Here is a 24,525-nt window from a genome sequence, read left to right as displayed (position 1 = left end):
CGACCTCTTCTGCTCACGAAGCGCTCACGCCGGACTCCTAACCAAGCGCCGATAATGCATATTATGTCAACTCAGAGCTTGCGACTGGCCCCGCTCGGCTGACGGGACGCTCGACATCGCTTCCCTAGCGTGGACGTGTGCACGATCACCGAGATACCCGACGCCGCTTGCGAACCGCGACGCCCCGGGTCCTGTTCGCCGTCGCCCTGTCCGCGTTCCTCGTGCTGATCGGCACGACACCGGCATCGGCGCACGCGGCACTGACCTCGAGTGATCCGGCGGACGGTGCCACGGTCGCCCCCGACCTTGAGCGAGTCACGCTCACCTTCAGCGAGGCGCCGCTGGCCGGGCTCGAAGCCGGTCTGCGCGTCGAGGTCCGCGACGACGACGGCACAGACGAGTCCTCCGGAGCGGTGACCGTCGAGGGCACCTCGATGTCGAAGGCGGTGTCGCTCTCCCCCGGTCCGCACACCGTCGTCTGGCGGTACGTCTCCCCCGACGGCCATCCGATCGAGGGGCAGATCGCGTTCACGGTGGAACCGGCCGCATCGCAGTCCGTTCCCCCGCCCACGACCAGCCCGACGGCCGCGGCCACACCGTCCTCGGATCCCACCGCAGCGGCAGCCGCATCGAGCACGGGCGAACGTACGCACGCGCATGGGCACGGCGGCCAGGCGCTCCTGTTCGGGGTCGTCGGGATCCTCGCGGTGCTGGTCATCGGCGCGGTGGTGCTGCGCATCCGCCGAGGCGCGGACGCGCGGACCGAGGGCTGACTGGAACGCCCGAGCCTCAGAAGACCGCGACGGTCATGCCCGACGACGTCGCGGGTCGGTCCATCGCGACGAGCGCCTCGGGCAGGTCGTCGAAGCCGACGGTGCGGCCGATCGTCTGCTCCGGACGCAGTCGCCCCGCCACGACGGCGTCGAGCATCGCGCCGTACTCCCCGACCGCTGCGCCGTGGCTGCCGAGCAGTTCGAGTTCGTCGGCGATGACCCGGCCCATCGGGATCGCCGGAGCGGCTTCGTCGTCGAGGAGCAGCCCGACCTGCACGTGCCGGCCGCGCGGGCGCAGGGACGCCACGGCGGCGACGGAGGTGGCACGGCTGCCGTAGGCGTCGAGCGAGACGTGCGCTCCGCCACCCGTGCGGGATCGGACCGTCGTGACGGCATCGGAGTCCATCAGCACGGTGTCGGCGCCCAGGGCGGCGGCGCGCTCGAGTGCTGCCGTGGAGATGTCGACGGCGACGACGTGTGCTCCGGCGGCCACGGCGACCATGACCGCGGAGAGCCCGACTCCGCCGCAGCCGTAGACCACGACCCACTCCCCTGCTGCGACGCGTCCCCGGGCGTGCAGAGCGTGGAATGCGGTGCCGAACCGGCAGCCGAGTGCTGCTGCCACCGCGAAGTCCACGGCGTCCGGCAGCGCGACGAGGTTGAGGTCGGCGTGCGGGACGACCAGGGAGTCCGCGTACGAGCCCTGCAGGTCGAACCCGGGCTGCTGCTGGGCGGTGCACACCTGAGTGGCGCCGTCGAGGCATTCGGCGCAGGTCCCGCAGGCGAACACGAACGGGGCCGTGACCCGGTCGCCGACGGCGAAGCGCTGGACGCCCGCTCCGATCGCCGCGACGACGCCGGCGAACTCGTGGCCGGGCACGTGCGGCAGCCGGACGGAGTCGTCGTGCCCCTTCCACGCGTGCCAGTCGCTGCGACAGACACCGGTGGCAGCCACCCGGACGACGACGCCGTGCTCGGGCGCGACCGGTTCCGGCAGGTCGACGATCGAGGGGACGGAACCGAACTGGGCGTACTGGACGGCGCGCATGCGGCCATCCTGACAGACGCCGGACGCCGGACGCCGAACCAGCGCGACCAACCGTCCGACGCGACCCGCGCGTCGGGGTCCCCACGGGCCTCCAGGCCGACGGGCACCCGGCCACCCGACCACGCGAGCGGTCCACCCCGACCCGATCGGCCGTTGCGCCGCAGGCGCGTCCGCCGGTTGACTCGTCACGTGACCGCTCTGCGCTTCTCCGCCGACCCCGCCGACCTCGACGTCGACCGCGTGCACCGCTGGCTGAGCGAGGAGTCGTACTGGGCCCGCGGGCGTGACCGGGCGACGCAGGAGGCGATCATCGCCGGCTCCCGGAACTTCGGCGTGTACGACGCGACGACCGGCGCGCAGCTCGGTTACGCGCGGGTGATCACCGACGGCGTGACGTTCGGGTGGCTCGCCGACGTGTTCGTGGACCCCGACGCCCGGGGCCGCGGCGTCGGGGTCGCACTCGTGCGCGGCGTGACCGAGGCGGTCGAGCCGCTCGGCCTGAAGCGCTTCGCCCTGTTCACCGCGGACGCCCACGGGCTGTACGAGCGGTTCGGGTTCCGCCCACTGCCCGACCCGGACGGCTGGATGATGCGCCCGGGGCCGGGGTTCGGTGCCGACGTGCACGACTGACCGATCGCTGTCCCTCAGTACTCGATGCGGCCCTCGCGGTTGTGGAACTCCCCCGTCGGCCCGTCGGTGCCGATCGTCGCGAGCATGACCGTGGCGTCGGTGCCCTCGGTGATCGTCTGGTGTCCGCCGAACCCGTTGAACTCCGTCGCGGTGTAGCCCGGGTCGCTCGCGTTCACCCGGAACCCGGGCAGGTTCTTCGCGTACTGCACGGTCAACGCGATCACGGCCGCCTTCGATGCCGCGTACGGCACCGCCGGCACCCCGTACTCGTCGTGCCCCGGCGTCGTCAGCCAGCGCGGGAAGCCCACCCCCGACGAGACGTTCACGATGACGGGTGCTGCCGAGCGTCGCAGCAGTGGCAGCGCGGCCTGGGTCACCCGGACGATGCCGGTGACGTTGGTGTCGAGCACGGTCGCCATCGCGCTCGCGTCGAGGTCGTCGACCCCGAACGAGGTGCCGAGGATCCCGGCGTTGTTGACGAGGACGTCGAGTTCGGGGATCGTCTCGATCGCCGCGTCGATGCTGGCCTGGTCGGTGACGTCCAGCCGCACGACGTGGGCGCCGAGTGCGCGGGCGTCGTCGCCGCCGGCGGGGTCGCGCATGCCGGCGTGGACGGTGTGGCCGGCCTCGATCAGTCGGCGTGCGGTCTCGAGTCCGAGGCTGCGGTTGGCCCCGGTGATCAGTGTCGTTGTCATGTGCCCAGCCTGCCCCCGCCGGCCCGGCTCCCCCAGGCACGGTGCGACGGTGGGACCGGCAGTACCAGGACGGACAGGAGGCGCGGGGCGATGATGGTGGACATGAGCGAGTTCGCGAACGTGTTGCGTTCCTGGCGTGACCGGGTGCGTCCCGAGGCGGTCGGCCTGCCGGCCGGCCCCGGCAGACGGACCCCGGGCCTCCGCCGCGAGGAGCTCGCCGCGCTGGCGGGCGTGAGCGTCGACTACGTCGTCCGCCTCGAGCAGGGCCGGGCGACGAACCCGTCGCCGCAGCTGCTCGCGGCCCTCGCGACGGCGCTCCGGCTGTCGTCCGAGGAGCGGGACCACCTGTGCCGGGTGGCCGGCGTCGCCCCGCCGTCGCGCCAGGTGGTGCCGCGGCACATCACGCCCGGCGTGCAGCGGCTGGTCGACCGGCTCGGCGACGTGCCGCTCGCGGTGTTCACGGCGACCCACGACATCGTGCTCTGGAACGAGCTGTGGGCCGCGGTGAACGGCGACCCCTCGCGGTACGTCGGGCTCGATCGCAACCTGGTCTGGCGGCACTTCACGCAGGAGCGCGACGGGGTGGACTGGGACGACGAGCACCAGGAGGAGTTCTCGAGCGACCTCGCCGCCGACCTGCGGCAGGCGTACGGGCGCTACCCGGCGGACCGCGACCTGGCGGACCTGGTCGAACGGCTGCTGCGGGAGTCCCCCGAGTTCGCCCGCCGCTGGGAGACCGGCCGGATCGCCGAGCACCGTGCGAGCCGCAAGGTCGTGCACACGCCCGTCGGGCCGGTGGAGATCGACTGCGACGTGCTGAGCGTCCCCGGCGGTGACCTGCGGATCGTCGTCTACACGGTCGTGCCGGGCTCCGAGGACGCCGCGAAGCTCGACTTGCTCCGGGTCACCGGCCTGCAGGAGCTCACGCCGCGGTGAACACCAGCGACGCGTTCTGACCGCCGAACCCGAACGAGTTGTTCAACGCGGCACGGAGCTGCGCGGTCCGGGCGGTGCCGGAGACGACGTCGAGGTCCACCGCGGGGTCGAGCCGGTCGAGGTTCAGGGTCGGTGGCACGGTCCCGGTCTCCAGCGCTCGCAGGGTCAGGATCGCCTCGACCGCGCCGGCAGCGCCGAACATGTGCCCGATGGTGCTCTTCGGAGCGGTGACCAGCGCTCCGGTCCCCACCGCACGGCTGATGGCGGCTGCCTCGCCGACGTCGCCGACCGGCGTACCCGTTGCGTGCGCGTTCACGTGGTCGACGTCCGCGCCGGTGAGGCCCGCCATCCGGATCGCGGCGCGCATCGCCCGCTCCTGCTCGCTGCCGTCCGCCAGCGGTGCGGTGATGTGGTGCGCGTCCGAGGTGATCCCCCACCCGGCGAGTGTGCCGTGCGACCGCTGCCCTCGGGCGGCGGCGTGGTCGGCACGCTCGAGCACGACGATGCCGGCGCCCTCACCGAGGACGAACCCGCGGCGGTCGGCGTCGAACGGACGGGACAGGGTCGTCGGGTCGTCGCCGTCGGGCTTCGCGAGGGCCTGCGACTGGGCGAACGACGCCATCGTCACCGGGGTGACCGCGGCCTCGGTCCCGCCGGTGATGACGACGTCGGCCTCACCGGTGGCGATGAGCCGCGCGGCGGTGGCGACGGCCTCGGCGCCCGAGGCGCAGGCCGACACCGTCGTGTACGCACCGCCCCGCGCCCCGTACGCGATGCTGATCTGCGCGGCGGCACCGTTCGCCATGAGCATCGGCACCGTGCGCGGTGAGACCCGTCGAGCACCGGACGCACCGAGCACGTCATGGGCGTCGAGGAGCGTCTCCACTCCCCCGATCCCGGTGCCGATCACCACGGCGAGGCGGTCGCCCTCCACCGCGGGGGCCCCGGCGTCGGCCCAGGCCTCGTCCGCGGCGACGAGTGCCAGCTGCTGACTGCGGTCGAGACGGTTCGCACGGACCCGCCCGAGCGCCCCCTCGGCGTCGAGTGCGGCATCGGCGCCGACCCGGATCGGCACCTGTTCCCAGAGCGCTCCGTCGCGGTGCAGGGCTCGGACGCCGGAGCGACCGGCCACCAGGGCGTCCCAGAGCGGCGTGACGCCGTGGCCGAAGGGTGAGACCGCGCCGTAGCCGGTGATGACGATGTCCACGGGAGCTCCTCTTGTACGTTGAACAAGTTGAGTTGTACCACGTACAATTGCGACATGACAACCACGGTGGACGGCTCCGGCACGGCTCGCGGCGCGGCGACACGGGCGAAGATCCTCGCCGCGACGGCCGGACTGCTCAGCGCGGGTGCTCGGAGCGTCACCGTCAGCGAGGTCGCCCGGGCCGCGGGTGTCTACCCGAACCAGATCACGCACCACTACGGCTCGAAGGACCGTCTGGTGCTCGACGCCGCGTTCGCGCTGTTCCTCCGCGACACCACGCGACTGCAGGCGGCCGGCCGTCGTGCGCGCTCGCCGGAGTCGTTCCGACAGGTCCTCGCCCGCACCGCCCTCGCGATGCCGTCGACCCCGCTCGTGGTCCGCGCGCTCGGGGCAGCCGGGGACGACCCGGCGCAGCGTGAGCGCGTGCGGCTGCTGCTCGCCGTGCTGTTCCGGCAGTCCGAGCGCTACCTGGAGCGCGTCGTCGGCGACCAGGGCTGGACGAGCCCCAGCGGTGTCGCCCGCGACGCCCGCACGTTCTGGAGTGCCGTGTTCGGTGCCACCCTGCTCGCGGACGCCGGGGTCGCCGGCGGCCCCTCGGACCTCGACCTGGCGGGGACGATCTCGATCCGTTGACCGGAACAGGCACCGCCGCCGGGGGCTCCCCCGGCGGCGCTGTCACTCGCCCGGCGGCGGTGTCACTCGCCGAAGCCCGACCGGACCAGTTCCACCAGGGCGTCGACTGCGGCCTGCGCGTCCTGGCCGGTCGCGTCGATCGACACCGTCGCACCCTTCGGCAGCGCCAGGGCCATGATCGCCAGCAGGCTCTTCGCGTCCACGCCGTTGACGTGCACGCTCGCGTCGTACTTCGCCGCCGTCTTCACGAACTCCGCGGCGGGCCGGGCGTGCAGCCCGGTCTCGTTGACCAGCTCGACCGACGCGCTGACGCGGTCGGACCCGGCCGCGTCGTCGACGGGGGCAGCCCCGTCGGCCGGCCCCGTGCCTCCAGGCTGGTCACCGGACGGAGAGGAGGCGCTGCTCGCGTCCGCATCGGAACCCGCGGCCGATGCCGCGGCAGCCAGGACCGCGTCGGCGTCACCGCCCGTCTGGGCGGCGACCGCTGCCGCCACCGTGCCCTCGACCAACGGGGCCTGCGACACGTGGACGCGGGCTCGGACGTCGTCGTCCAGGAAGTCGAGCGCGGTGTCGGTCGTCAGGTAGGCGGAGCCGAGGTCGCACAGGACCACGACGGCATCCGCCTGGGCGAGTTCCTCGATGCCGGCGGTGATCGCCTCGAACGACGTGCCGATGCCGCCGTCGTCCGTGCCGCCCGCGGCGACGAGCGGAACGTCCGCAGCCATCTGCCGTGCCAGCTCGACGGTGCCCGTCGCGATCGCCGCGCTGTGCGAGACGACCAGGATGCCGACGGTCACGCTGCGTCCACCGCTGCGCGCAGGATGTACGCGGTCGACTGCGCACCCGGGTCGCGGTACCCGATCGCGCGGTCGCCGAGGTAGCTCGCGCGGCCCTTGTGGGCGACGAGCGGCTCGGTGTCCGCCGCACCCTGCGCGGCGGCGTCGGCTGCTGCGGTGAGCACGGCCCTCGGGTCGTCGCCGGCACCGGCAGCAGCTGCTGCGGCGTCGACCGCGGGGCTCCACGCGTCGACCATCGTCTTGTCGCCGACCGCGGCCTTGCCGCGGGACACGACCCCGTCGCGGGCGGCGGTGAGGACGGCGACGAGGGTGTCCGCGTCGAGTTCGGCCGCGTCACCGGCAGCCTGTGCCGCCTTCAGGTAGGCGGTGCCGAAGAGCGGGCCGGCAGCTCCGCCCACGGTCGAGATGAGCTTCGTCGCAACGGTCTTGAGGACGGCACCCGGGGTGTCGAAGGACCCGGAGTCGACGGCCTCGAGCACGGCCCGGAACCCGCGGTCGAGGTTCTCGCCGTGGTCGCCGTCCCCGATCTCACGGTCGAGCGTGACGAGCTCGGCGCGGTGTTCGTCGATCGTCGCGGCGGTGCGACGGACCCAGTCGATGGCCCATGCGGTGTCGAGCGCCAATGCGGTTCCCTTCGTGTGTCCGGCCCGGTGGGCCCGGTGTCGTGGTCCGGTGGTCGAGCGGTCGTGGTCGGTTGCGGTTGCGGTCGCAGTCGCGGTTGCGGTTGCGGTCGCGGTCGCTCAGCGTCCCCAGCGCAGGGCCGGGGTCTCCACCGGGGCGTCCCAGAGGGCAGTGAGTTCGTCGTCGAGCACCGTGACGGTGAGCGAGAACCCCTGCATCTCGAGGGACGTGACGTAGTCGCCGACCAAACTACGCGTGACCTGGTAGCCGCGGTCGGAGAGGACCTCGGCGGCGCGTCGGTATGCGATGTAGAGCTCGGACAGCGGGGTGCCGCCCATGCCGTTCACCAGGAGCAGCAGCGACGACCCGGCCGGGGCGTCGAGGTCGGTCAGGATCGGCTCGAGCACGCGGTCGACCAGCTCGTCCGCCGGTGCCATCGCGATCCGCTCACGGCCCGGCTCGCCGTGGATGCCGATGCCGAGCTCGACCTCGTCGTCGGCCAGCACGAACGACGGCTCCCCCGCGTGCGGGACGGTGCCCGACGCCAGCGCGAGCCCCATCGACCGCGTGACGTCGTTGACGTGCCGGGCCACGGCGGCGACGGCGTCCAGGTCGTCCCCGCGCTCGGCGGCGGCGCCGGCGCACTTCTCCACCACGACGGTCCCGGCGACACCGCGACGGCCGGCGGTGAACAGGGAGTCCTGCACCGCGACGTCGTCGTCCACAACGACGGACTCGACGCGGACGTCGTCCATCGCCGCGAGTTCTGCCGCCGTCTCGAAGTTGAGCACGTCGCCGGTGTAGTTCTTCACGATGTGCAGCACGCCCGCACCGCCGTCGACGGCCTTCGTCGCGGCGACGATCGGGTCGGGCGTCGGGCTCGTGAACACCGGGCCGGGCACCGCGGCGTCGAGCATGCCGTACCCGACGAAACCGGCGTGCAGTGGTTCGTGGCCGCTGCCACCGCCGCTGACGATCCCGACCTTGCCGGCGACGGGTGCGTCAGCGCGGTGCAGGTGGATCGGGTCCTCGACCAGGACGACGTGTCCGGCGTGTGCCCGGGCGAAGCCCCGGACGGTCTCCTCGACCACGGCCTGCGGGTCGTTGATGAGCTTCTTCATGCGGTGCCTCCACGGGTACGGGGTCGAACCGTGGCGGTCACACCGCGCGTCGTCGACCGGAGTGCGCCCAATCTACATCGACGGCACGGGCAGCCGTCCGCTCCCGATGCACGTTCGTGCAGTGCGCCGAGGACGCGTCACCGCCTCGGGATCGTGCGGGGGACACTCGTCCTGCACGTTCGTGCACGATGCCGCACTTCGCTCACGAATTCATCGCCGGGCCGTGAACCGCATCACTATGGTTGGCCTCAATCACTCAACGGGGAGTGCGGCGCAGCACGGCCGGACCCCCACCCTCACGCACTGGAGGTCACCGATGGACGGCATCGGCGTCAATTTCCTGTCCGAGCTCGTCGGTACGGCGATGCTCATCATCCTGGGTGGCGGCGTCGTCGCCGCTGTCTCGCTCGCGAAGTCGAAGGGCTTCGGAGCCGGGTTCCTGATGGTCACCATCGGCTGGGGCTTCGCGGTCTTCGCCGGTGTCACCGTCTCGTACAGCTCGGGCGGTCAGCTCAACCCCGCGGTCAGCCTCGGGCTCGCCCTGCTCGGCAAGATCACCGTCGGCGAGATGTTCCTCTACTGGCTCGCCCAGCTCATCGGCGCGATCATCGGCGCGGTCATCGTCTGGCTCGCCTACAAGCAGCACTTCGACGAGGAGCCCGACGCGGCCGCCAAGCTCGGCGTCTTCTCGACCGGCCCCGCGATCCGGTCGTACGGCTGGAACCTCGTCACGGAGATCATCGGCACCTTCGTGCTGGTCTTCGTCGTCATCGCGTTCTCGAACGGTCAGACGCCGGCATCGCTCGGCGCGATCCCCGTCGCCTTCCTCGTGATCGCGATCGGTGTCAGCCTCGGTGGCCCCACCGGCTACGCCATCAACCCCGCCCGTGACCTCGGCCCCCGCATCGCGCACGCCATCCTGCCCATCAAGGGCAAGGGCTCGAGCGACTGGGCCTACGCCTGGGTGCCGGTCGTCGGACCGCTGATCGGTGGCGCCCTCGCCGCCGGCCTGTCCGTCGCCCTGCTGCCCATCGTCAGCTGACCCACCCCACCCCGAAGGCGTGACCGGCCGTTCCGCACGACCGACCACGCACCGCACCGAACACCCGTAAGGAGCACCAATGGCCGACTACATCGTCGCCATCGACCAGGGCACGACCTCGACCCGAGCAATCGTGTTCGACCACTCCGGTTCGATCATCTCGACCGGGCAGAAGGAACACGAGCAGATCTTCCCGCGCGCCGGGTGGGTCGAGCACGACCCCGCCGAGATCTGGGACAACACCCGCGAGGTGATCGGTCAGGCACTGTCGCGTGCCGACATCACGCGCCACGACGTCGCAGCCGTCGGCATCACCAACCAGCGGGAGACCGCCGTCGTCTGGGACAAGACCACCGGCAAGCCGATCTACAACGCGATCGTCTGGCAGGACACCCGCACGCAGGCGCTCGTCGACAAGCTCGCCGACGGCGACACCGACAAGTACAAGGCCATCGTCGGCCTGCCGCTCGCGACGTACTTCGCCGGGACCAAGATCATGTGGATCCTCGAGAACGTCGAGGGTGCTCGTGAGAAGGCCGAGGCGGGCGACCTGCTCTTCGGCACCACCGACACCTGGGTCCTCTGGAACCTGACCGGTGGCGTCGACGGCGGCGTCCACAAGACCGACGTCACGAACGCGTCCCGCACGCTGTTCATGGACCTCGAGACGCTGCAGTGGCGCGACGACATCCTCGCCGACTTCGGCGTGCCGAAGTCGATGCTCCCCGAGATCGTCAGCTCCTCCGAGGTCTACGGCCACGTCGAGTCCTCGAGCCTGCTGCGCGAGGTCCCGATCGCCGGCATCCTCGGTGACCAGCAGGCCGCGACCTTCGGTCAGGCCGCGTTCGACCAGGGCGAGTCGAAGAACACCTACGGCACCGGCAACTTCCTGATCTTCAACACCGGTACCGAGATCGTCCGCTCCGAGAACGGCCTGCTCACCACCGTCGGCTACAAGCTCGGCGACCAGGAGACGCACTACGCCCTCGAGGGTTCGATCGCCGTCACGGGCTCGCTCATCCAGTGGCTCCGCGACAACCTCGGTCTGATCGGCAGCGCCCCGGAGGTCGAGGCCCTGGCCAAGACCGTCGAGGACAACGGTGGCGTGTACTTCGTGCCGGCGTTCTCCGGGCTCTTCGCGCCGTACTGGCGTCCGGACGCCCGCGGTGCGATCGTCGGCCTCACCCGCTTCGTCAACAAGGGGCACATCGCGCGTGCCGCCCTCGAGGCGACGGCGCTGCAGACCCGCGAGGTCCTCGACGCGGTCAACGCCGACTCCGGCGTGGACCTGACCGAGCTCAAGGTCGACGGTGGCATGACCGCGAACAGCGAGCTCATGCAGTTCCAGGCCGACATGCTCGACGTGCCGGTCGTCCGGCCGGTCGTCGCGGAGACGACGGCGCTCGGTGCGGCCTACGCCGCTGGTCTCGCGGTCGGCTTCTGGGCCAACCTCGACGAGCTCCGTGCCAACTGGCAGGAGGACAAGCGCTGGGAGCCCCAGCTCGACGCCGCCGAGCGCGAGCGCACGCTCCGCCTGTGGAAGAAGGCCGTCACGAAGACCTTCGACTGGGTCGACGAGGACGTGCAGTAACGAAGCACGCGCACGCTGACCGCGTGCACTGAACGCACCGACGGGAGGCCCGGTGCCGGTTCCTGGAACCGGCACCGGGCCTCCTGTGCGTTGCGTCTCCTGCGCGTCGGGCGCGGCCAGTCGTCGGGTCGTCGGGTGGTCGGCTGGTTGCCGGCACGGTGCGGCCCGGGCGGAAGCGGCGTGGACTACGCGGCGGGAGCTGCGCCGACCCAGTCAGCCAGTTTGCGCGCACCGGCGCCGGAGTCGATCGCCTCGGCAGCGACGACCAGCTGCTCGCGGAAGCGCTGCAGGATCGGCCGGTCGGACTCGTTCGGGTCCTGCGCCAGGCGGAACGAGACGAGGCCGGCCGCGGCGTTCAGCAGGACGATGTCGCGGACGGGTCCGGTCTCCCCCGCGAGCACCCGGTGGACGACGCCGGCGTTGTGCTCGGGGTCGCCGCCGAGCAGGTCGTCCGTGCGTGCCCGGGCGATGCCGAGGTCCCGCGGGTCGAGGTCGTGCTCGGTCACGCGGCCGCCGGTGACCTCCCAGATGTGACTGTGCCCGGTGGTGGTCAACTCGTCGAGTCCGTCGTCGCCGCGGAACACGAGGGCCGTCGCGCCGCGCGTCTGGAACACGCCCGTGATGATCGGGACGAGCTCGAGCTGGGCGACACCCACGGCGTTCGCCTCGCACCGCGCGGGGTTGACGAGCGGGCCGAGGAAGTTGAACACCGTCGGCACGCCGATCTCGCGCCGGACCGGGCCAGCGTGGGCGAAACCGGGGTGGAACGCGTTGGCGAAGGCGAAGGTCAGCCCGACACGCCGGAAGGTGTCCGCGACACGCGCGGCGTCCATCGTGAGATCGAGTCCGAGGGCGGCGAGCACGTCGCTCGACCCGGACTTCGACGAGCTGGCCTTGTTGCCGTGCTTCACGACGGGGACACCGGCGGCCGCGATCACGATGGCCGCCATGGTCGAGATGTTCACGGTGCCGACCACGTCGCCGCCGGTCCCGACGATGTCGAGCGCCATCGGGTCGACGTCGAGCGGAACCGCGGCGTCCAGGATCGCGTCGCGGAACCCGACGACCTCGTCGACCGTCTCGCCCTTCGCGCGGAGCGTCACGGCGAAGGCTGCGATCTGTGCCTGGGTGGCGCGCCCGTGCACGATCTCCTCCATGGCCCATGTGGATTGCCTGATCGTCAGGTCCTCGCGCGCCATGAGCGCGCTGATCACCGCTGGCCAAGAAAGTGCGTCAGGCATGGCTCGATCGTAGTGAATTCGAGAGACCCGCCAGTCTCCTGCGAAAACACTGTCGGGGGTTTCGGCCATAATGGAGGACGTGACTAGCACCTCTCTCTCCAGATCAGCCAGCGGTCCGGCCCTCAACAGGCCGAACGCCGTGGCCGTGGGGACGATCGTGTGGCTGGGCAGCGAGGTCATGTTCTTCGCCGGCCTGTTCGCGATCTACTTCACGCTCCGCAGCACGTCCCCTGAGCTCTGGGCGACCGAGACCGCGAAGCTCGAGGTGCCCTTCGCCTCCGTGAACACGATCATCCTGGTGCTGTCCAGCTTCGCCTGCCAGTTCGCCGTGTTCGCTGCGGAGCGCTTCCAGGTGCACCGGACGAGCTGGAACCCGCGCCACTGGGGCATGACGGAGTGGTTCTTCGTCACCTACGCGATGGGTGCGATCTTCGTCTGCGGCCAGATCTTCGAGTACGCCAACCTCTGGCACGAGGGCGTGACGCTCTCCTCCAGCGCCTACGGCTCGGCGTTCTACATGACCACCGGGTTCCACGGGCTCCACGTGACCGGTGGCCTCATCGCCTTCCTGCTGACGCTCGGCCGCGGTTTCGCCGCCAAGAACTTCGGCCACAAGGAAGCGACCACCGCCATCGTCGTGTCGTACTACTGGCACTTCGTCGACGTCGTGTGGATCTTCCTCTTCGCCGTCATCTACCTTCTCAAGTAGGAACTGGACACCCCCCAGCACATGTTCAACAGAACCAAGTCCAAGAAGGGCCGCCGTTCACCGATGGCGACCGTGTCGCTCATCGTCGTGGGTCTCATGACCACCGGTGGCGCGTACGCACTGTTCAGCTCCACGGCGAACGCCGACGACAGCACGAACACCGTCGCCGCCTCGAGCCAGTCGCAGGTGAACGAGGGCGAGAAGCTCTTCGCCTCGAACTGCGCCACCTGCCACGGTCTCTCCGCTCAGGGCACGAGCGAGGGCCCGTCCCTCATCGGTGTCGGTGCCGCGTCGGTCGACTTCCAGGTCGGCACCGGCCGGATGCCGATGGCCGCTCAGGGCCCGCAGGCCGAAGAGAAGCCCGCGCAGTTCACGGACGAGCAGGTCGACGCACTCGCGCAGTACGTCGCCTCCCTCGGCCCCGGCCCGTCGGTCCCGTCCAGCGAGCTCACCAACGGTGAGGACGGCGACGCTGCCGAAGGCGCCGAGCTGTTCCGCATCAACTGCGCCATGTGCCACAACGTGGCCGGTGCCGGTGGTGCACTGACCGAGGGCAAGTACGCCCCGAGCCTCGAGACGGTCTCCGGTAAGCACATCTACGAGGCCATGCTCACCGGCCCGCAGAACATGCCGGTCTTCAACGACCTGAACCTGACGCCGGAGCAGAAGGCCGACATCATCACGTACCTCAAGTACGTGCAGGACAACAAGTCCCCCGGTGGCTTCGCACTCGGCTCCCTGGGGCCGGTCGCCGAGGGTCTGTTCATCTGGATCTTCGGACTCGGCGCGGTCGTCGCGATGACCGTCTGGCTGACCGCGAAGTCCAACTGATCGTCCGTGTCGAACGACACTGAAGGGAACACCATGGCAGAGCACGACGACGAGACGCTGAACTCGTCCTCGGCTGTCGAGAAGCACGGCACGACCACCTCCCCCGGGATCGCGGTCCTCCCCGTCGACCCGTTCGAGAACCCGGGCGAGCCGCCGCACCGCCCGCGTCGCACCGACGTCGACCCGAAGAAGCAGCGTCTGGCCGAGCGCCAGGTCGCCGCCTACTTCTACCTGTCGATCGTCGGCAGCGTCCTGTCGATTGCGGCCTACGTCGCCTTCCCGATCGACCCGAGCGACTTCGGGACGGTCCGCACCGCGAACCTCTTCCTGGGCCTGTCGATCGCCCTCGCGCTCCTCGCCCTCGGCCTCGGCGCCGTCTACTGGTCGAAGTCGCTCGTCGTCGACCGCGAGATCACCGAGCTCCGCCACGGCACCCGCGGCACCGACGCGACCCGCGCCAAGGCGGTCGAGGCGTTCCAGCTCGCCGACAAGGAGTCCGGTTTCAGCCGTCGCAAGCTGATCCGCAACTCGATGATCGGTGCCCTGGCCGCGTTCCCGCTGCCCGGCATCGTCCTGGTCCGTGACCTCGCTCCGGCCGAGGACCCCAACGAGCTGCTCCGCCACACCTTCTGGAAGCAGGGGCTGCGCCTGACGAAGGACCCGACGGGTCTGCCGATCAAGGCCTCCGACGTCACCATCGGTTCGGTGTTCCACGTCATCCCCGAGGGCATGCTCGAGTCCGAGCACATGCTGGAGGAGAAGGCGAAGGCCTCCGTCCTCCTGATGCGTCTGGACCCGAAGGACCTCAACCCGTCCAAGGGCCACGAGAACTGGGGCTACGACGGCATCGTCGCGTACTCCAAGATCTGCACCCACGTCGGTTGCCCCGTCGCGCTCTACGAACAGCAGACGCACCACCTGCTGTGCCCGTGCCACCAGTCCACCTTCGATGTCTCGAACAACTGCGAGGTCATCTTCGGTCCGGCAGCACGCCCCCTCCCCCAACTTCCGATCGCGATCGACGACGACGGCTACCTGGTTGCCCAGAGCGACTTCCACGAGCCGGTCGGACCGTCCTTCTGGGAGCGTGAACGCTGATGACCAGCACCACCACCACCGCACCGAACACGTCGTCGAACAAGCCGGCGCCGGAGCGCGGATCCCGCATCATCGGCGGGGTCGCCAACTACATCGACGAGCGCACCAGCATCTCGGGCCTCGTCAAGGAAGTCGGCCGGAAGATCTTCCCGGACCACTGGAGCTTCATGCTCGGCGAGGTGGCGCTGTACAGCTTCGTCGTCGTGCTGCTCTCCGGGACCTTCCTGACGTTCTTCTTCCAGGCGTCCATGACCGAGGTCGTCTACAACGGCTCGTACGTCCCGCTCAAGGGCGTGGCGATGTCGACGGCCCTGCAGTCGACGCTCGACATCTCGTTCGACATCCGCGGGGGGCTCTTCGTCCGTCAGGTCCACCACTGGGCGGCCCTGCTGTTCGTGGCGTCGATCATGCTGCACATGGCCCGCGTGTTCTTCACCGGTGCCTTCCGCAAGCCGCGTGAGCTTAACTGGGTCTTCGGCTTCCTGCTCTGGGTCCTCGCCATGGCCGAGGGCTTCACCGGCTACTCGCTCCCCGACGACCTGCTCTCCGGAAACGGTCTGCGGATCATCGTCGGCATGATCGAGGGTGTCCCGGTCATCGGTGTCTGGATCGCCTACCTGCTGTTCGGTGGCGAGTTCCCGGGGACCGACATCGTCGGCCGCCTGTACACGCTGCACATCCTGCTGCTGCCGGCGATCCTCGTCGCGGTGCTCGGTGTCCACCTCGTGCTCGTCGTGATCAACAAGCACACGCAGTTCGCTGGTCCGGGCAAGACCAACGAGAACGTCGTCGGTGTCCCGATCCTCCCGGCGTTCGCCGCGAAGGCCGGTGGGTTCTTCTTCATCGTCGCCGGCATCTTGGCCCTCATCGCGTCGCTGTTCACGATCAACCCGATCTGGAACTACGGCCCGTACGACCCCTCTCCGGTGTCCGCCGGTACCCAGCCCGACTGGTACATCGGCTTCGCCGACGGCGCGCTCCGACTGGTCCCGCCGCACTGGGAGGTCGTGTGGTTCGGCTACACGGTGTCGTTCAACATCCTGGCGCCGATCGCGGTCCTGGTGCTGCTCATCCTGGCGATCCTGCTCTACCCCTTCATCGAGGCGTGGGTCACGGGCGACAAGCGTGAGCACCACATCCTCGACCGCCCGCGCAACGCCCCGACGCGCACGGCGTTCGGGGCCGCTGGCATCACGCTCTACGCCAGCCTCTGGGCAGCAGCCTCGTCGGACATCATCGCGACGCACTTCCTGGTGTCGATCGAACACGTGATCCACGTGATCCAGGCAACGACGGTCCTCGGCCCGTTCATCGCCTTCTGGATCACGAAGCGTGTCTGCCTCGCCCTCCAGAAGAAGGACCGCGAGATCGTCCTGCACGGCTACGAGTCGGGCCGCATCGTCCGACTCCCCCACGGCGAGTACATCGAGGTGCACGAGCAGCTCGACGAGTACGAGCGGTGGAAGCTCCTGCAGTTCAACGAGTACAAGCCGCTGATGATCCGCCCGAACGCCAAGGGCAAGATCACGGGTCTGCAGAAGGTCCGCGCCGGCGTCTCCCGCTTCTTCTTCGAAGACCGCATCGAACCGGTCTCGAAGGCAGAGCTCGAGGCAGCGCACGCCGCGCACCACGGCCCGAACCTCGAGGGTGGCCACCAGGCTCCCCAGGTCGGCCCCGGCGATCACTGATCGGTAGCACGAAGCAACCCCCGTCACGATGTGGCGGGGGTTTCTTCGTGTGAGGGGCAACACGCCGCCCCCAGTTCACGGCTGGTTCACTCCCGCGTGCTGGACTCGTCCAGGACGGTGTGGCAACGTGTTGCACCACGCATCCGCCAACGGAATGAGACCCCGATGGACAGCCGGACGGCCGAACACCCCAGGCCGAACCACTTCCTCCTCCACCTCAGTGACACGCACCTCGTCTCCGGGGACCGCAACCTGTACGGCGATGTCGACTCCGCCGCTCGGCTCTCGCAGATCGTCGCTGACATCGAAGCCTCGGGCACCCGTCCCGAAGCGATCGTCGTCACCGGCGACGTGGCCGACAAGGGCGAGCCGGGCGCGTACGCCCGTGTCCGCGAGATCCTCGAGCCGGCCGCGCAGCGCATCGGCGCGCAGGTGATCTGGGCGATGGGCAACCACGACGAGCGCGGCGCCTTCCGCCAGGAGCTCTTCGGCCTGCAGCCCACGGATCGCCCGGTCGACTTCGTCTACGACGTCAACGGGCTCCGCGTGATCACCCTCGACACGAGCGTGCCGGGTCACCACCACGGCGAGGTCTCTCCCGAGCAGCTCGACTGGCTCGCCGAGGTTCTCTCCGAGGCGGCTCCGCACGGCACCATCCTGGCGATGCACCACCCGCCCGTGCCGAGCGTCCAGGACCTCACCGTCCTCGTCGAGTTGCGCGACCAGCAGGCCCTGGCCGAGGTCGTCGAGGGCAGCGACGTCCTCGCCATCATCGCCGGTCACCTGCACTACTCGACCAGTGCCGTGTTCGCCGGCATCCCGGTGTCCGTCGCCAGCGCCACCTGCTACACCCAGGACCTCACCGAGTACCAGGGCGGCACCCGCGGCCGTGACGGTGCGCAGTCGTTCAACCTCGTGCACGTCTACGGCCACAACGTCGTCCACTCGGTGGTGCCGATCGGGCACTACGCCACCGTCGGGCAGCCCGTCTCCGCGCTCGAGACCGAGGCGAAGCTCGCCGCACACGGCGTGACGATCCCCGCGGCCGTCGAGCCGGCACCGGTCACCTCGAGCATCCCGGTGTTCACGCTCGACTCGGTGCCCGTCTCCCCCGTCCACCGGTAGCGCCGAGCACTTCGTGAGCAGAAGAGGTCGGGTCCGTCGTGCGGACCCGACCTCTTCTGCTCACCAAGGGCGGCCGCGTGCGGTCACGACTCCCCGTCAGTGCGCGTCGAGTGGTCACGTTCCGTCGGCTGGCGGCTCGGCAATCAACAGTTCGTGACCGCTCGGCGGGCAGTCAACGGGGTGTCGTGACCGCGCGGCGTCGTGTACGTCCCGACGGTCGGCCCGACAGCCGGGAGGCCCGTGGCGGGCCCGACCCGCGCCTCCCGGCCCGCGGAGTGGTCGCGACGCACCGCCGGTGCTGCGTCGCGTGGTCGTGTTCCGTCGTTTGCGGGCGGCGCAGCCGACGGGCTGTGACCGCCCGGCGTGTGGGTGGCGGGGAGTCGTGACCGATGGAGGTCGGTGCCGCGTCCGAACCCGGCGGCTGGGCTCCGGCGCCGGGCTCGCAGGCTCGCCCGGAGCGCCCCAGCAGGCCGCTGGCGCGTCCCAAGCGCTGGGACGCTCCCAGCAGGCCGCTGGCGCGTCCTAAGCGCTGGGACGCTCCCACGGCGCGGGGAACGGGAAGTAGCGCTCGAGGAAGTCCGTCACGCGCTGCGTGCGCTCCTCGTCGCTGACCTCCGAGAAGCTGCCGTCGTTGAGGCAGAAGAAGTCCACGTTCCGCTTCTTCAGCAGCTCGTCGAGGGCCTTGAGTCCGGAGACCATGGTCGTGTCGATGTACCCGACGGCCGCGTTCTCCTGGATGATCGCCCGACCGGTGAGCAGCGAGTAGTAGTGGTACAGCGAGTTCGTCACCGAGATGTTGTCGGCGGCGCGGAAGCGTGACGCCGCAGTGGCCGCGAACTCGTCGGCGAACTCGTGCTCCATCTCGGTCATGATCGAGGCGCGTAGGGGCGTCGGGGCGTGCTCGAGGTGCCGGGTCGTCACCGCACCGAAGCGCTGCTGCAGCAGGCGACGGTTCACGCGGGCGGAGTTCTCGAAACCGCTGCGTGCCGGGTTGTTGGAGCCGAGGCCGATCCGGGTCGACGCGAGGATGAACTTCGTGACCGATCCCGGGCTGTAGAACGCCGAGGGGTCGACGAGGCGCCCGAAGAACATGTCGTCGTTCGAGTAGATGAAGTGCTCGCTGATGCCCGGGATGTGGTGCAGCTGCGACTCAACGGCCTGCGAGTTGTGGGTCGGCAGGACGGACGGGTCGGCGAAGAACTCCTCGCTGCGGACGATCCTGACCTTCGGGTGATCGGCGAGCCAGTGCGGCGCCGGGGAGTCCGTCGCGATGTAGATCTTGCGGATCCACGGCGCGAAGGTGTGCACCGAGCGGAGCGCGTACTTCAGCTCGTCGATCTGGCGGAACCGGGCCGGGGCGTCGTCGCCCTCGCCCAGGACGGCGTTCGACTGTGCGGCCTGGCGGGCGCGCTGGTACTCGATGGCGTTGCCGTCGACCCACGAGAAGACGATGTCGATCGGGAACCGGATGTCCGAGACGTGGTCGTCGAACATGTGCTCGACGGTTCGCCAGGTGCGGCCGTAGCGTTCGATGTCGACCAGGACGAACTCGTCGATCGGCAGGCTGCGACGCATCAGGGCGTTCTCGACGGGAGCGAGGACCTCGATGTCGGTGACGCGCCAGAACTCGAGCTGGACGCTCGTCTCGGCACCGTAGCGCAGACGTCCGAGCGGCTCGAGCCGCGGGCGGAACACGCGGAGCACCGGTTCTTCGACGGAGCCGAGTCCGTCGTCCTGCACGAGCACCGCCGGCTTGCCCGGGGGCTTCGCGTAGAAGGGCTCGTTGACGGCCGCGGACATCACGGCGCTCTCCGCGCGCTGGCGGTCCCGCTCGTCGAGGGCGATCACCGGGCGCTGGTCGTTGCCGCGGATGAGCAGGTGGTCGACGTCAGCCGCGGTGAGCGCGTCGTCGAGGAACAGCAGGTCCTCGATCATCGACTGCTGCGGCGTGAGGTGTCCGTTGATCAGGGTCAGTCGCCCCTTGCGGACGACGACGTCGGATCGGTCGAGACCGCCGGAGGACGGTCGAGGGTTCAGCAGAGGACTCTCGGTCACCGGCTCGGTCTCGTCGTTCATCCATGCCCTTCGGGTCGTGCGGTCGGGTCCTGTACCCGACCTGCCGATCCTACCGTCCGTCCGACTCGCGGGGCACCTTGACGACGATGCCCACCACGATGAAGAGCGCGGCGGCGACCAGTTGCAGGGCCGCCCACACCTGTCCGGGGATCGGCACCGTGACGAGCGGGTTCCAGCAGACGGCGACGGCGGCCATGAGGAGGGCTGCCCACCAGACCTTCCCGCGCACGCTGAAGACGAGCACGATCAGCGCGAGCACCGTGACGCCCCAGCGGGCGAAGACGAAGCCCGACGAGTCGACGATGGCGACGCAGGCCAGCAGCACGATCGCCGCGATCATCGACGGTGCCAGCGCCGGGCGGGTGAAGGGCGGCGTGGCACGGGCACCGCTGGCCGGTGCGGCCGGTGCGGGTCGAGGGGACCCTGCGGGCACGCCGTGCTGGGACGACCCCACCGGGGGCCGCCCCTTGCGTGCGGCCATCAGTCCGAGGAACCGTCGAGGTCGATCGCCTGGATCGACCGCGACATCGGCGGCAGGTCGCGGACGCGCTCGAGCGCCGGCACCAGTTCACCGACCAGCGCGCGGTAGCCCTCTTCGGTCAGGTGCAGGCCGTCCTCGGTGAAGCGCGCGTCCAGGTGGTCGCCGTCGGCCAGGGCGGGCCAGGCGTCGAGGTACTGCGCGTGGCAGGTGGCGACGAACTGCCGGAGGTGCCGGTTGGCCTGCTCGATCTTCGTGGCGTACTCGGCCTGCCGGGGCAGGATCGACACGAGCAGCAGCCGTACGCCCGGCAGCTCGCGGCGGAGCGTGACGAGGATGGTCTCGACGTTGCGGACCACGTGCTCGGCGCTGGCGCGGTGGTTGCCGAAGTCGTTCGTGCCGATGAGCAGCACGATCACCTCGGGCTGCTCGGCGACGACGGCGTCGAGGCGCGTCAGCACGCCGTCGGTCGTGTCGCCGCCGATGCCCTGGTTCAGGGTGTGCTCGTCGGGGAGCCACGTGTCCCAGTCACCCTGTTCGGTGATGCTGTCCCCCAGGAAGAGGACGGGGCTGCGGTCGTCGGTCATGCTGCCTCCTCGTGCGCCGGCTCGGGGGTCTCGGTCTGCTGCGTCCGGTTGCGCTGCGTGGACCCGGTGTGGTCGGACTCCCGCTCGGCGGCGGCGGTGATGCGCTCGACCATACCGGGGAAGATGATGCCGTGGAACGGGAGGATGCCGTACCAGTACAGCCGGCCGGCGAGTCCCTGCGGGAAGTAGATCGCCCGCTGGTGGTAGTCGCTGCCGCCGTCGGGGTTCGGTGTGACGGTCATCTCGAGCCACGCACGACCGGGCGACTTGAACTCGGCGCGGAGCCGCAGGTACCGGCCGCGCTCCAGCCGTTCGACGCGCCACCAGTCGAGCGCGTCGCCCTGCTCCAGGCGCTGCTGGTCACGACGCCCGCGGTTCAGGCCGACGCCGCCGGCGATCTTGTCCATCCAGCCGCGGGCGACCCAGGCGAGCGGGAACGAGTACCAGCCGTTGTCGCCACCGATCGACTCGACGACGCGCCAGACGTCCTCGGCGGAGGCACTGGAGTGCCGCTTCCGGTCGTCGACGTAGACCGTGTGCCCGGCCCAGTCGGGGTCGTTCGGCATCGGGTCGGCCGAGGCGCTCGAGAGGGTCGCGCTGCGCCAGCTCGTCTGGACCTGACCGCTGCGCATCTTGTTGAGCGCGAGGCGGACGGCCCGACGGTACGAGGTGAGCCCGCCCTCGGGCTGCGGCACGACGTCGTCGATGTCGTGCTCGCGCTGCACGCACTCGAACTGCAGCGACTCGATGATCGGCGTCGCGAGCTTGCGCGGGATCGGGGTGACGGCGTTGAACCAGTGTGCGGCGAGGCGCGGGGTGAGCACCGGCAGGACCGTGATCGGGCGCTGGGGCAGCTTCGCCTCGACCGCGTAGCCGTTCAGCATCTGGCCGTACCGCAGGACGTCGGGGCCGCCGATGTCGAAGGTGCGGTTGACGTCGGCGGGGACGTCGAGCGCGGCCACCAGGTAGTACAGGACGTCGCGGACCGCGATCGGCTGGATGTGGTTGCGGACCCAGCGCGGCGCGGGCATCCACGGCAGGACGTCGGTCAGGTGCCGGATCATCTCGAACGAGGTGCTGCCCGAGCCGATCACGACCCCGGCCTGGTACGCCACCGTCGGCACGCCCGAGCCGAGGAGGATCTCCCCCACCTCCTTGCGGCTGCGGAGGTGCTTCGACAGCTCACCGTCCGGGTGCAGCCCGCCCAGGTAGACGAACCGGCTGACGCCGGCCACCTTCGCCTCGCGCGCCATGGTCTCGGCGGCCTCGCGCTCGGCCGACTCGAAGTCGCCGTCGGCCCCCATCGCGTGGGCCAGGTAGTAGACCGCCTCGATCCCGTCGACGGCGGCGCGCACCGCCTCGGCGTCCTGGAGATCGCCCTCCGCGACGTCGACCTCACTGCTCCACGGGACGTCCTGGAGCTTCCGGGGGTTGCGCACGAACACCCGGACGGAGTGGCCGGCTTCGAGGAGACGAGGGACGAGACGACCACCTATGTACCCGGTGGCGCCGGTGACGAGGACCTGCATGCCCTGCACGCTACGCGGCACGCCTGACGGGTAGGCTTACCGGGTGGACAACGCAGCCTTCCCCGTCACCGTCGATGCCGTCCGCGGCCTCATCGACCACGCGATCCTGAAGCCCGAACTCACCCGTGCGGACGTCGACGCCCAGCTCGACGAAGCCGCCGCCCACCGCGTCTTCAGCGTCTGCGTCCGTCCGAGCGACGTCGCCCACGCCGTCGAACGCCTCACGGGCACCGGTGTCGGCGTCGGCACCGTGATCGGCTTCCCGCACGGCACCACGTCCACCGCGGCGAAGGTCGCCGAGTCGCTGCAGGCCCTGGCCGACGGCGCGTTCGAGCTCGACATGGTGCAGAACATCGGCGCCGCGAAGTCGGGTGACTGGCAGCGCGTCGAGCAGGACGTCCGCGCGGTCGTCGACGCCGCAGGCGACACCGTCGTCAAGGTGATCCTCGAGACCGCGTTCCTGACCGACGACGAGATCGTCGCGGCCTCGCGTGCGGCACAGACCGCCGGCGCGGCCTTCGTGAAGACCTCGACCGGGTTCGCCGGCGGCGGCGCGACGGCCGAGCACATCGCCCTCATGCGCCGCACGGTCGGTGCCGACACCGGCGTGAAGGCCTCCGGCGGCGTCCGCGGGCTCGACACCCTGCTCGAGATGGTCGAGGCTGGCGCGAACCGCATCGGCACGAGCGCCTCGGCCCGCATCCTCGACGAGGTCGCGCACCGCGCGGAGACGGGTGCTGCCTCGGCGCTCGGCGACGACACGACGTCCTACTGAACCCACGGGCTGAGCCGACCTGGCTGAGCCCACCGGGCTGAGCCCACGCGCCCAGCACGACCCACCACGACCAGGCCGGTGCCCACCGGACGCGACGACGCGTCGGTGACCCGCACCGTGCCTCCAGACCGCCGCATCGGAGCGCGCATGTCCAGCACCGCACCCCAGTCCCCCGCCCTCGCCCTGGCCGTCGACCTCGGCGGCACGAAGGTCGAGGCCGCGCTCGTCACCGACCAGGGCGTCGTGCTGCCGGCGACCCGGTTCCGCAGCCCCACCGGGCCCCAGCGCACCTCGGACGAGCTGCAGGCCGCCGTCGACGAGGTCGTCACGGCCGCGCTCGGCGCGCTGCCGGCCGACGCGACGCTCGTGGGTGTCGGCGTCGGTTCCGCCGGGCCCGTCGACGAGGAGCACGGCCTCGTCTCCCCGCTCAACATGCCGGTCTGGCGTGGCCACCCGCTGCGCGACCGGATCGCGGCGCTCGTGCCGTACGACGTCCCGGTGACGCTCCGCATGGACGGCCTGGCGATCACCCTCGCCGAGCACTGGGTCGGCGCGGCCCAGGGGTACGAGCACGTCATGGGCATGATCGTCTCCACCGGCGTCGGCGGCGGGCTCATCCTGCACGGTCGCACCGTCAGCGGACCGACGGGCAACGCCGGCCACATCGGGCACGTCGAGTGCGGCGGCTACGACGACCCCTGCGCCTGCGGGGGCACCGGTTGCCTCGAGGCGATCGCCAGCGGCCCGAAGACCGTGGCCTGGGCACGTCGTCAGGGCTTCGCGGGCACGACCGGTGAGGGGCTCTCGGCCGCCTACGCCGCCGGCGACGAGATCGCCGTCGCCGCGGTGCAGCGGAGCGGCCGTGCCCTCGGGCAGGCCATCGCCGCCGCCACGAGCCTGGTCGACCTCGAGATCGTCGCCATCGGCGGCGGGTTCTCGCACGTCACGCCGGACCTGTTCGAGTACGCCCGGCAGGCCGTGGCCGAGCGTGTCGAGTTCGGGTTCGTCACGAAGGTGCAGATCGTGCCGACCGGGTTGTCCCAGGACGGTCCACTCATCGGTGCCGCTGCGCTCGTGCACCGCGCCGACGTCCTGCGCTGAACGCGCGCGTCCCGTCCGGCCGGGCCCGATCCGGCGCGCGGGCGCGGCTGGTCGCGTCGTCGACGCGGCCCACGCCGTGGACGTGACCGGCGACGGCCTGGAGGCGCGGTGCGGGCCCGCCACGAGCCTCCCGGCCGGTCGGTGGCTTGTCCACAGGCCTGTCGGTCGCCCGCGCAGGTCGGGCAGGATGTGC

Annotated in this window: 24 protein-coding genes; 13 read left to right on the top strand and 11 right to left on the bottom strand. The window is 70.7% G+C overall.

The features are described 5' to 3' along the window. Positions 1-167: 167 nt before the first annotated feature. Positions 168-773, top strand: a complete 606-nt coding sequence (locus BIU89_RS02835) for a copper resistance CopC family protein (RefSeq protein ID WP_071244703.1) — start codon at positions 168-170, stop codon at positions 771-773. 16 nt (positions 774-789) lie between these two features. Here the strand turns inward: BIU89_RS02835 and BIU89_RS02830 are convergent, their stop codons facing one another. After that, positions 790-1,821 carry an alcohol dehydrogenase catalytic domain-containing protein gene (locus BIU89_RS02830; RefSeq protein WP_071244702.1) on the bottom strand — a complete coding sequence of 344 codons (1,032 nt, stop codon included), beginning with the start codon at positions 1,819-1,821 and terminating at the stop codon, positions 790-792. Between the two features lie 189 nt (positions 1,822-2,010). Here BIU89_RS02830 and BIU89_RS02825 point away from each other — a divergent pair, with 189 nt between their 5' ends. Continuing rightward, positions 2,011-2,451, top strand: coding sequence for a GNAT family N-acetyltransferase (locus BIU89_RS02825; RefSeq protein WP_083404124.1), 441 nt, complete (start codon positions 2,011-2,013; stop codon positions 2,449-2,451). 14 nt (positions 2,452-2,465) lie between these two features. Here BIU89_RS02825 and BIU89_RS02820 read toward each other — a convergent pair whose 3' ends face one another. Next, a complete protein-coding gene (locus BIU89_RS02820; RefSeq protein ID WP_071244700.1) occupies positions 2,466-3,146 on the bottom strand; it encodes an SDR family NAD(P)-dependent oxidoreductase in 681 nt (226 codons plus the stop codon). 102 nt (positions 3,147-3,248) lie between these two features. Between BIU89_RS02820 and BIU89_RS02815 the strand changes: the two genes are divergently transcribed. Then, on the top strand, positions 3,249-4,082 hold the full coding sequence (locus BIU89_RS02815; protein WP_175474960.1) for a helix-turn-helix domain-containing protein: 834 nt from the start codon (positions 3,249-3,251) through the stop codon (positions 4,080-4,082). On the opposite strand, the gene BIU89_RS02810 is transcribed toward BIU89_RS02815, so the two are convergent. Continuing rightward, positions 4,069-5,289 (bottom strand): beta-ketoacyl-[acyl-carrier-protein] synthase family protein, encoded by a 1,221-nt coding sequence (locus BIU89_RS02810; protein WP_071244699.1) that lies wholly within the window; start codon positions 5,287-5,289, stop codon positions 4,069-4,071. The genes BIU89_RS02815 and BIU89_RS02810 overlap by 14 nt on opposite strands. Positions 5,290-5,343: 54 nt before the next feature. Here BIU89_RS02810 and BIU89_RS02805 point away from each other — a divergent pair, with 54 nt between their 5' ends. Next, complete coding sequence (locus tag BIU89_RS02805) at positions 5,344-5,922, top strand: TetR/AcrR family transcriptional regulator C-terminal domain-containing protein (protein WP_071244698.1); 579 nt, start codon at positions 5,344-5,346, stop codon at positions 5,920-5,922. A gap of 62 nt (positions 5,923-5,984) precedes the next feature. Here BIU89_RS02805 and dhaM read toward each other — a convergent pair whose 3' ends face one another. The 3 genes from dhaM to dhaK form a co-directional block, all read right to left on the bottom strand. After that, positions 5,985-6,719, bottom strand: a complete 735-nt coding sequence (dhaM, locus tag BIU89_RS02800) for a dihydroxyacetone kinase phosphoryl donor subunit DhaM (protein ID WP_071244697.1) — start codon at positions 6,717-6,719, stop codon at positions 5,985-5,987. Further along, entirely contained in the window at positions 6,716-7,342 is a 627-nt protein-coding gene (dhaL, locus tag BIU89_RS02795; protein ID WP_071244696.1) for a dihydroxyacetone kinase subunit DhaL, read from the bottom strand. Before dhaL ends, dhaM begins: the two co-directional genes overlap by 4 nt. Before the next feature lie 117 nt (positions 7,343-7,459). Further along, a complete protein-coding gene (gene dhaK, locus BIU89_RS02790) occupies positions 7,460-8,461 on the bottom strand; it encodes a dihydroxyacetone kinase subunit DhaK (RefSeq protein ID WP_027465620.1) in 1,002 nt (333 codons plus the stop codon). A gap of 316 nt (positions 8,462-8,777) precedes the next feature. On the opposite strand from dhaK, the gene BIU89_RS02785 reads away from it, so the two are divergent. Together BIU89_RS02785 and glpK are read left to right on the top strand one after the other, a co-directional pair. Beyond that, positions 8,778-9,503 (top strand): MIP/aquaporin family protein, encoded by a 726-nt coding sequence (locus tag BIU89_RS02785; protein WP_071244695.1) that lies wholly within the window; start codon positions 8,778-8,780, stop codon positions 9,501-9,503. A 79-nt stretch (positions 9,504-9,582) separates the two neighbouring features. Continuing rightward, positions 9,583-11,094 (top strand): glycerol kinase GlpK, encoded by a 1,512-nt coding sequence (glpK, locus tag BIU89_RS02780; protein WP_071244694.1) that lies wholly within the window; start codon positions 9,583-9,585, stop codon positions 11,092-11,094. A 185-nt stretch (positions 11,095-11,279) separates the two neighbouring features. Here glpK and trpD read toward each other — a convergent pair whose 3' ends face one another. Further along, positions 11,280-12,335, bottom strand: coding sequence for an anthranilate phosphoribosyltransferase (gene trpD / locus BIU89_RS02775; RefSeq protein ID WP_071244693.1), 1,056 nt, complete (start codon positions 12,333-12,335; stop codon positions 11,280-11,282). A 70-nt stretch (positions 12,336-12,405) separates the two neighbouring features. On the opposite strand from trpD, the gene ctaE reads away from it, so the two are divergent. The 5 genes from ctaE (at position 12,406) to BIU89_RS02750 (ending at position 17,786) form a co-directional block, all read left to right on the top strand. Next, the gene (gene ctaE / locus BIU89_RS02770; protein WP_027465617.1) at positions 12,406-13,044 is read left to right on the top strand and encodes an aa3-type cytochrome oxidase subunit III; all 639 of its coding nucleotides are present in this window, start codon (positions 12,406-12,408) and stop codon (positions 13,042-13,044) included. Positions 13,045-13,065: 21 nt separating this feature from the next. Beyond that, positions 13,066-13,875 (top strand): cytochrome bc1 complex diheme cytochrome c subunit, encoded by an 810-nt coding sequence (gene qcrC, locus BIU89_RS02765; protein ID WP_071244692.1) that lies wholly within the window; start codon positions 13,066-13,068, stop codon positions 13,873-13,875. Between the two features lie 33 nt (positions 13,876-13,908). After that, positions 13,909-14,973, top strand: a complete 1,065-nt coding sequence (qcrA, locus tag BIU89_RS02760; RefSeq protein WP_027465615.1) for a cytochrome bc1 complex Rieske iron-sulfur subunit — start codon at positions 13,909-13,911, stop codon at positions 14,971-14,973. After that, on the top strand, positions 14,973-16,661 hold the full coding sequence (gene qcrB / locus BIU89_RS02755; RefSeq protein ID WP_071244691.1) for a cytochrome bc1 complex cytochrome b subunit: 1,689 nt from the start codon (positions 14,973-14,975) through the stop codon (positions 16,659-16,661). Before qcrA ends, qcrB begins: the two co-directional genes overlap by 1 nt. A 165-nt stretch (positions 16,662-16,826) precedes the next feature. Further along, positions 16,827-17,786, top strand: a complete 960-nt coding sequence (locus BIU89_RS02750) for a phosphodiesterase (RefSeq protein WP_071244690.1) — start codon at positions 16,827-16,829, stop codon at positions 17,784-17,786. Between the two features lie 522 nt (positions 17,787-18,308). On the opposite strand, the gene BIU89_RS02745 is transcribed toward BIU89_RS02750, so the two are convergent. The 4 genes from BIU89_RS02745 to BIU89_RS02730 are packed head-to-tail and all read right to left on the bottom strand — an operon-like array spanning position 18,309 to position 22,456. Next, on the bottom strand, positions 18,309-19,862 hold the full coding sequence (locus BIU89_RS02745; RefSeq protein ID WP_071244689.1) for a stealth conserved region 3 domain-containing protein: 1,554 nt from the start codon (positions 19,860-19,862) through the stop codon (positions 18,309-18,311). Positions 19,863-19,911: 49 nt separating this feature from the next. After that, positions 19,912-20,343 carry a DUF6804 family protein gene (locus BIU89_RS02740; RefSeq protein ID WP_083404122.1) on the bottom strand — a complete coding sequence of 144 codons (432 nt, stop codon included), beginning with the start codon at positions 20,341-20,343 and terminating at the stop codon, positions 19,912-19,914. Next, positions 20,343-20,927 (bottom strand): GDSL-type esterase/lipase family protein, encoded by a 585-nt coding sequence (locus BIU89_RS02735; RefSeq protein ID WP_071244688.1) that lies wholly within the window; start codon positions 20,925-20,927, stop codon positions 20,343-20,345. The genes BIU89_RS02740 and BIU89_RS02735 overlap by 1 nt, the downstream gene beginning before the upstream one ends. Next, a complete protein-coding gene (locus BIU89_RS02730; protein ID WP_083404121.1) occupies positions 20,924-22,456 on the bottom strand; it encodes an SDR family oxidoreductase in 1,533 nt (510 codons plus the stop codon). The genes BIU89_RS02735 and BIU89_RS02730 overlap by 4 nt, the downstream gene beginning before the upstream one ends. A gap of 43 nt (positions 22,457-22,499) precedes the next feature. Here BIU89_RS02730 and deoC point away from each other — a divergent pair, with 43 nt between their 5' ends. Next, positions 22,500-23,231, top strand: a complete 732-nt coding sequence (gene deoC, locus BIU89_RS02725) for a deoxyribose-phosphate aldolase (RefSeq protein WP_083404120.1) — start codon at positions 22,500-22,502, stop codon at positions 23,229-23,231. A gap of 147 nt (positions 23,232-23,378) precedes the next feature. Beyond that, positions 23,379-24,332, top strand: a complete 954-nt coding sequence (locus BIU89_RS02720; protein WP_071244902.1) for an ROK family protein — start codon at positions 23,379-23,381, stop codon at positions 24,330-24,332. Positions 24,333-24,525: the final 193 nt, after the last annotated feature.

It is taken from the genome of Curtobacterium sp. MCBA15_005, assembly GCF_001864855.1.
Lineage (GTDB): Bacteria > Actinomycetota > Actinomycetes > Actinomycetales > Microbacteriaceae > Curtobacterium > Curtobacterium flaccumfaciens.
Note: the sequence above shows the minus strand (reverse complement) of the source record. Positions and strands in the feature narration are given on the sequence as shown.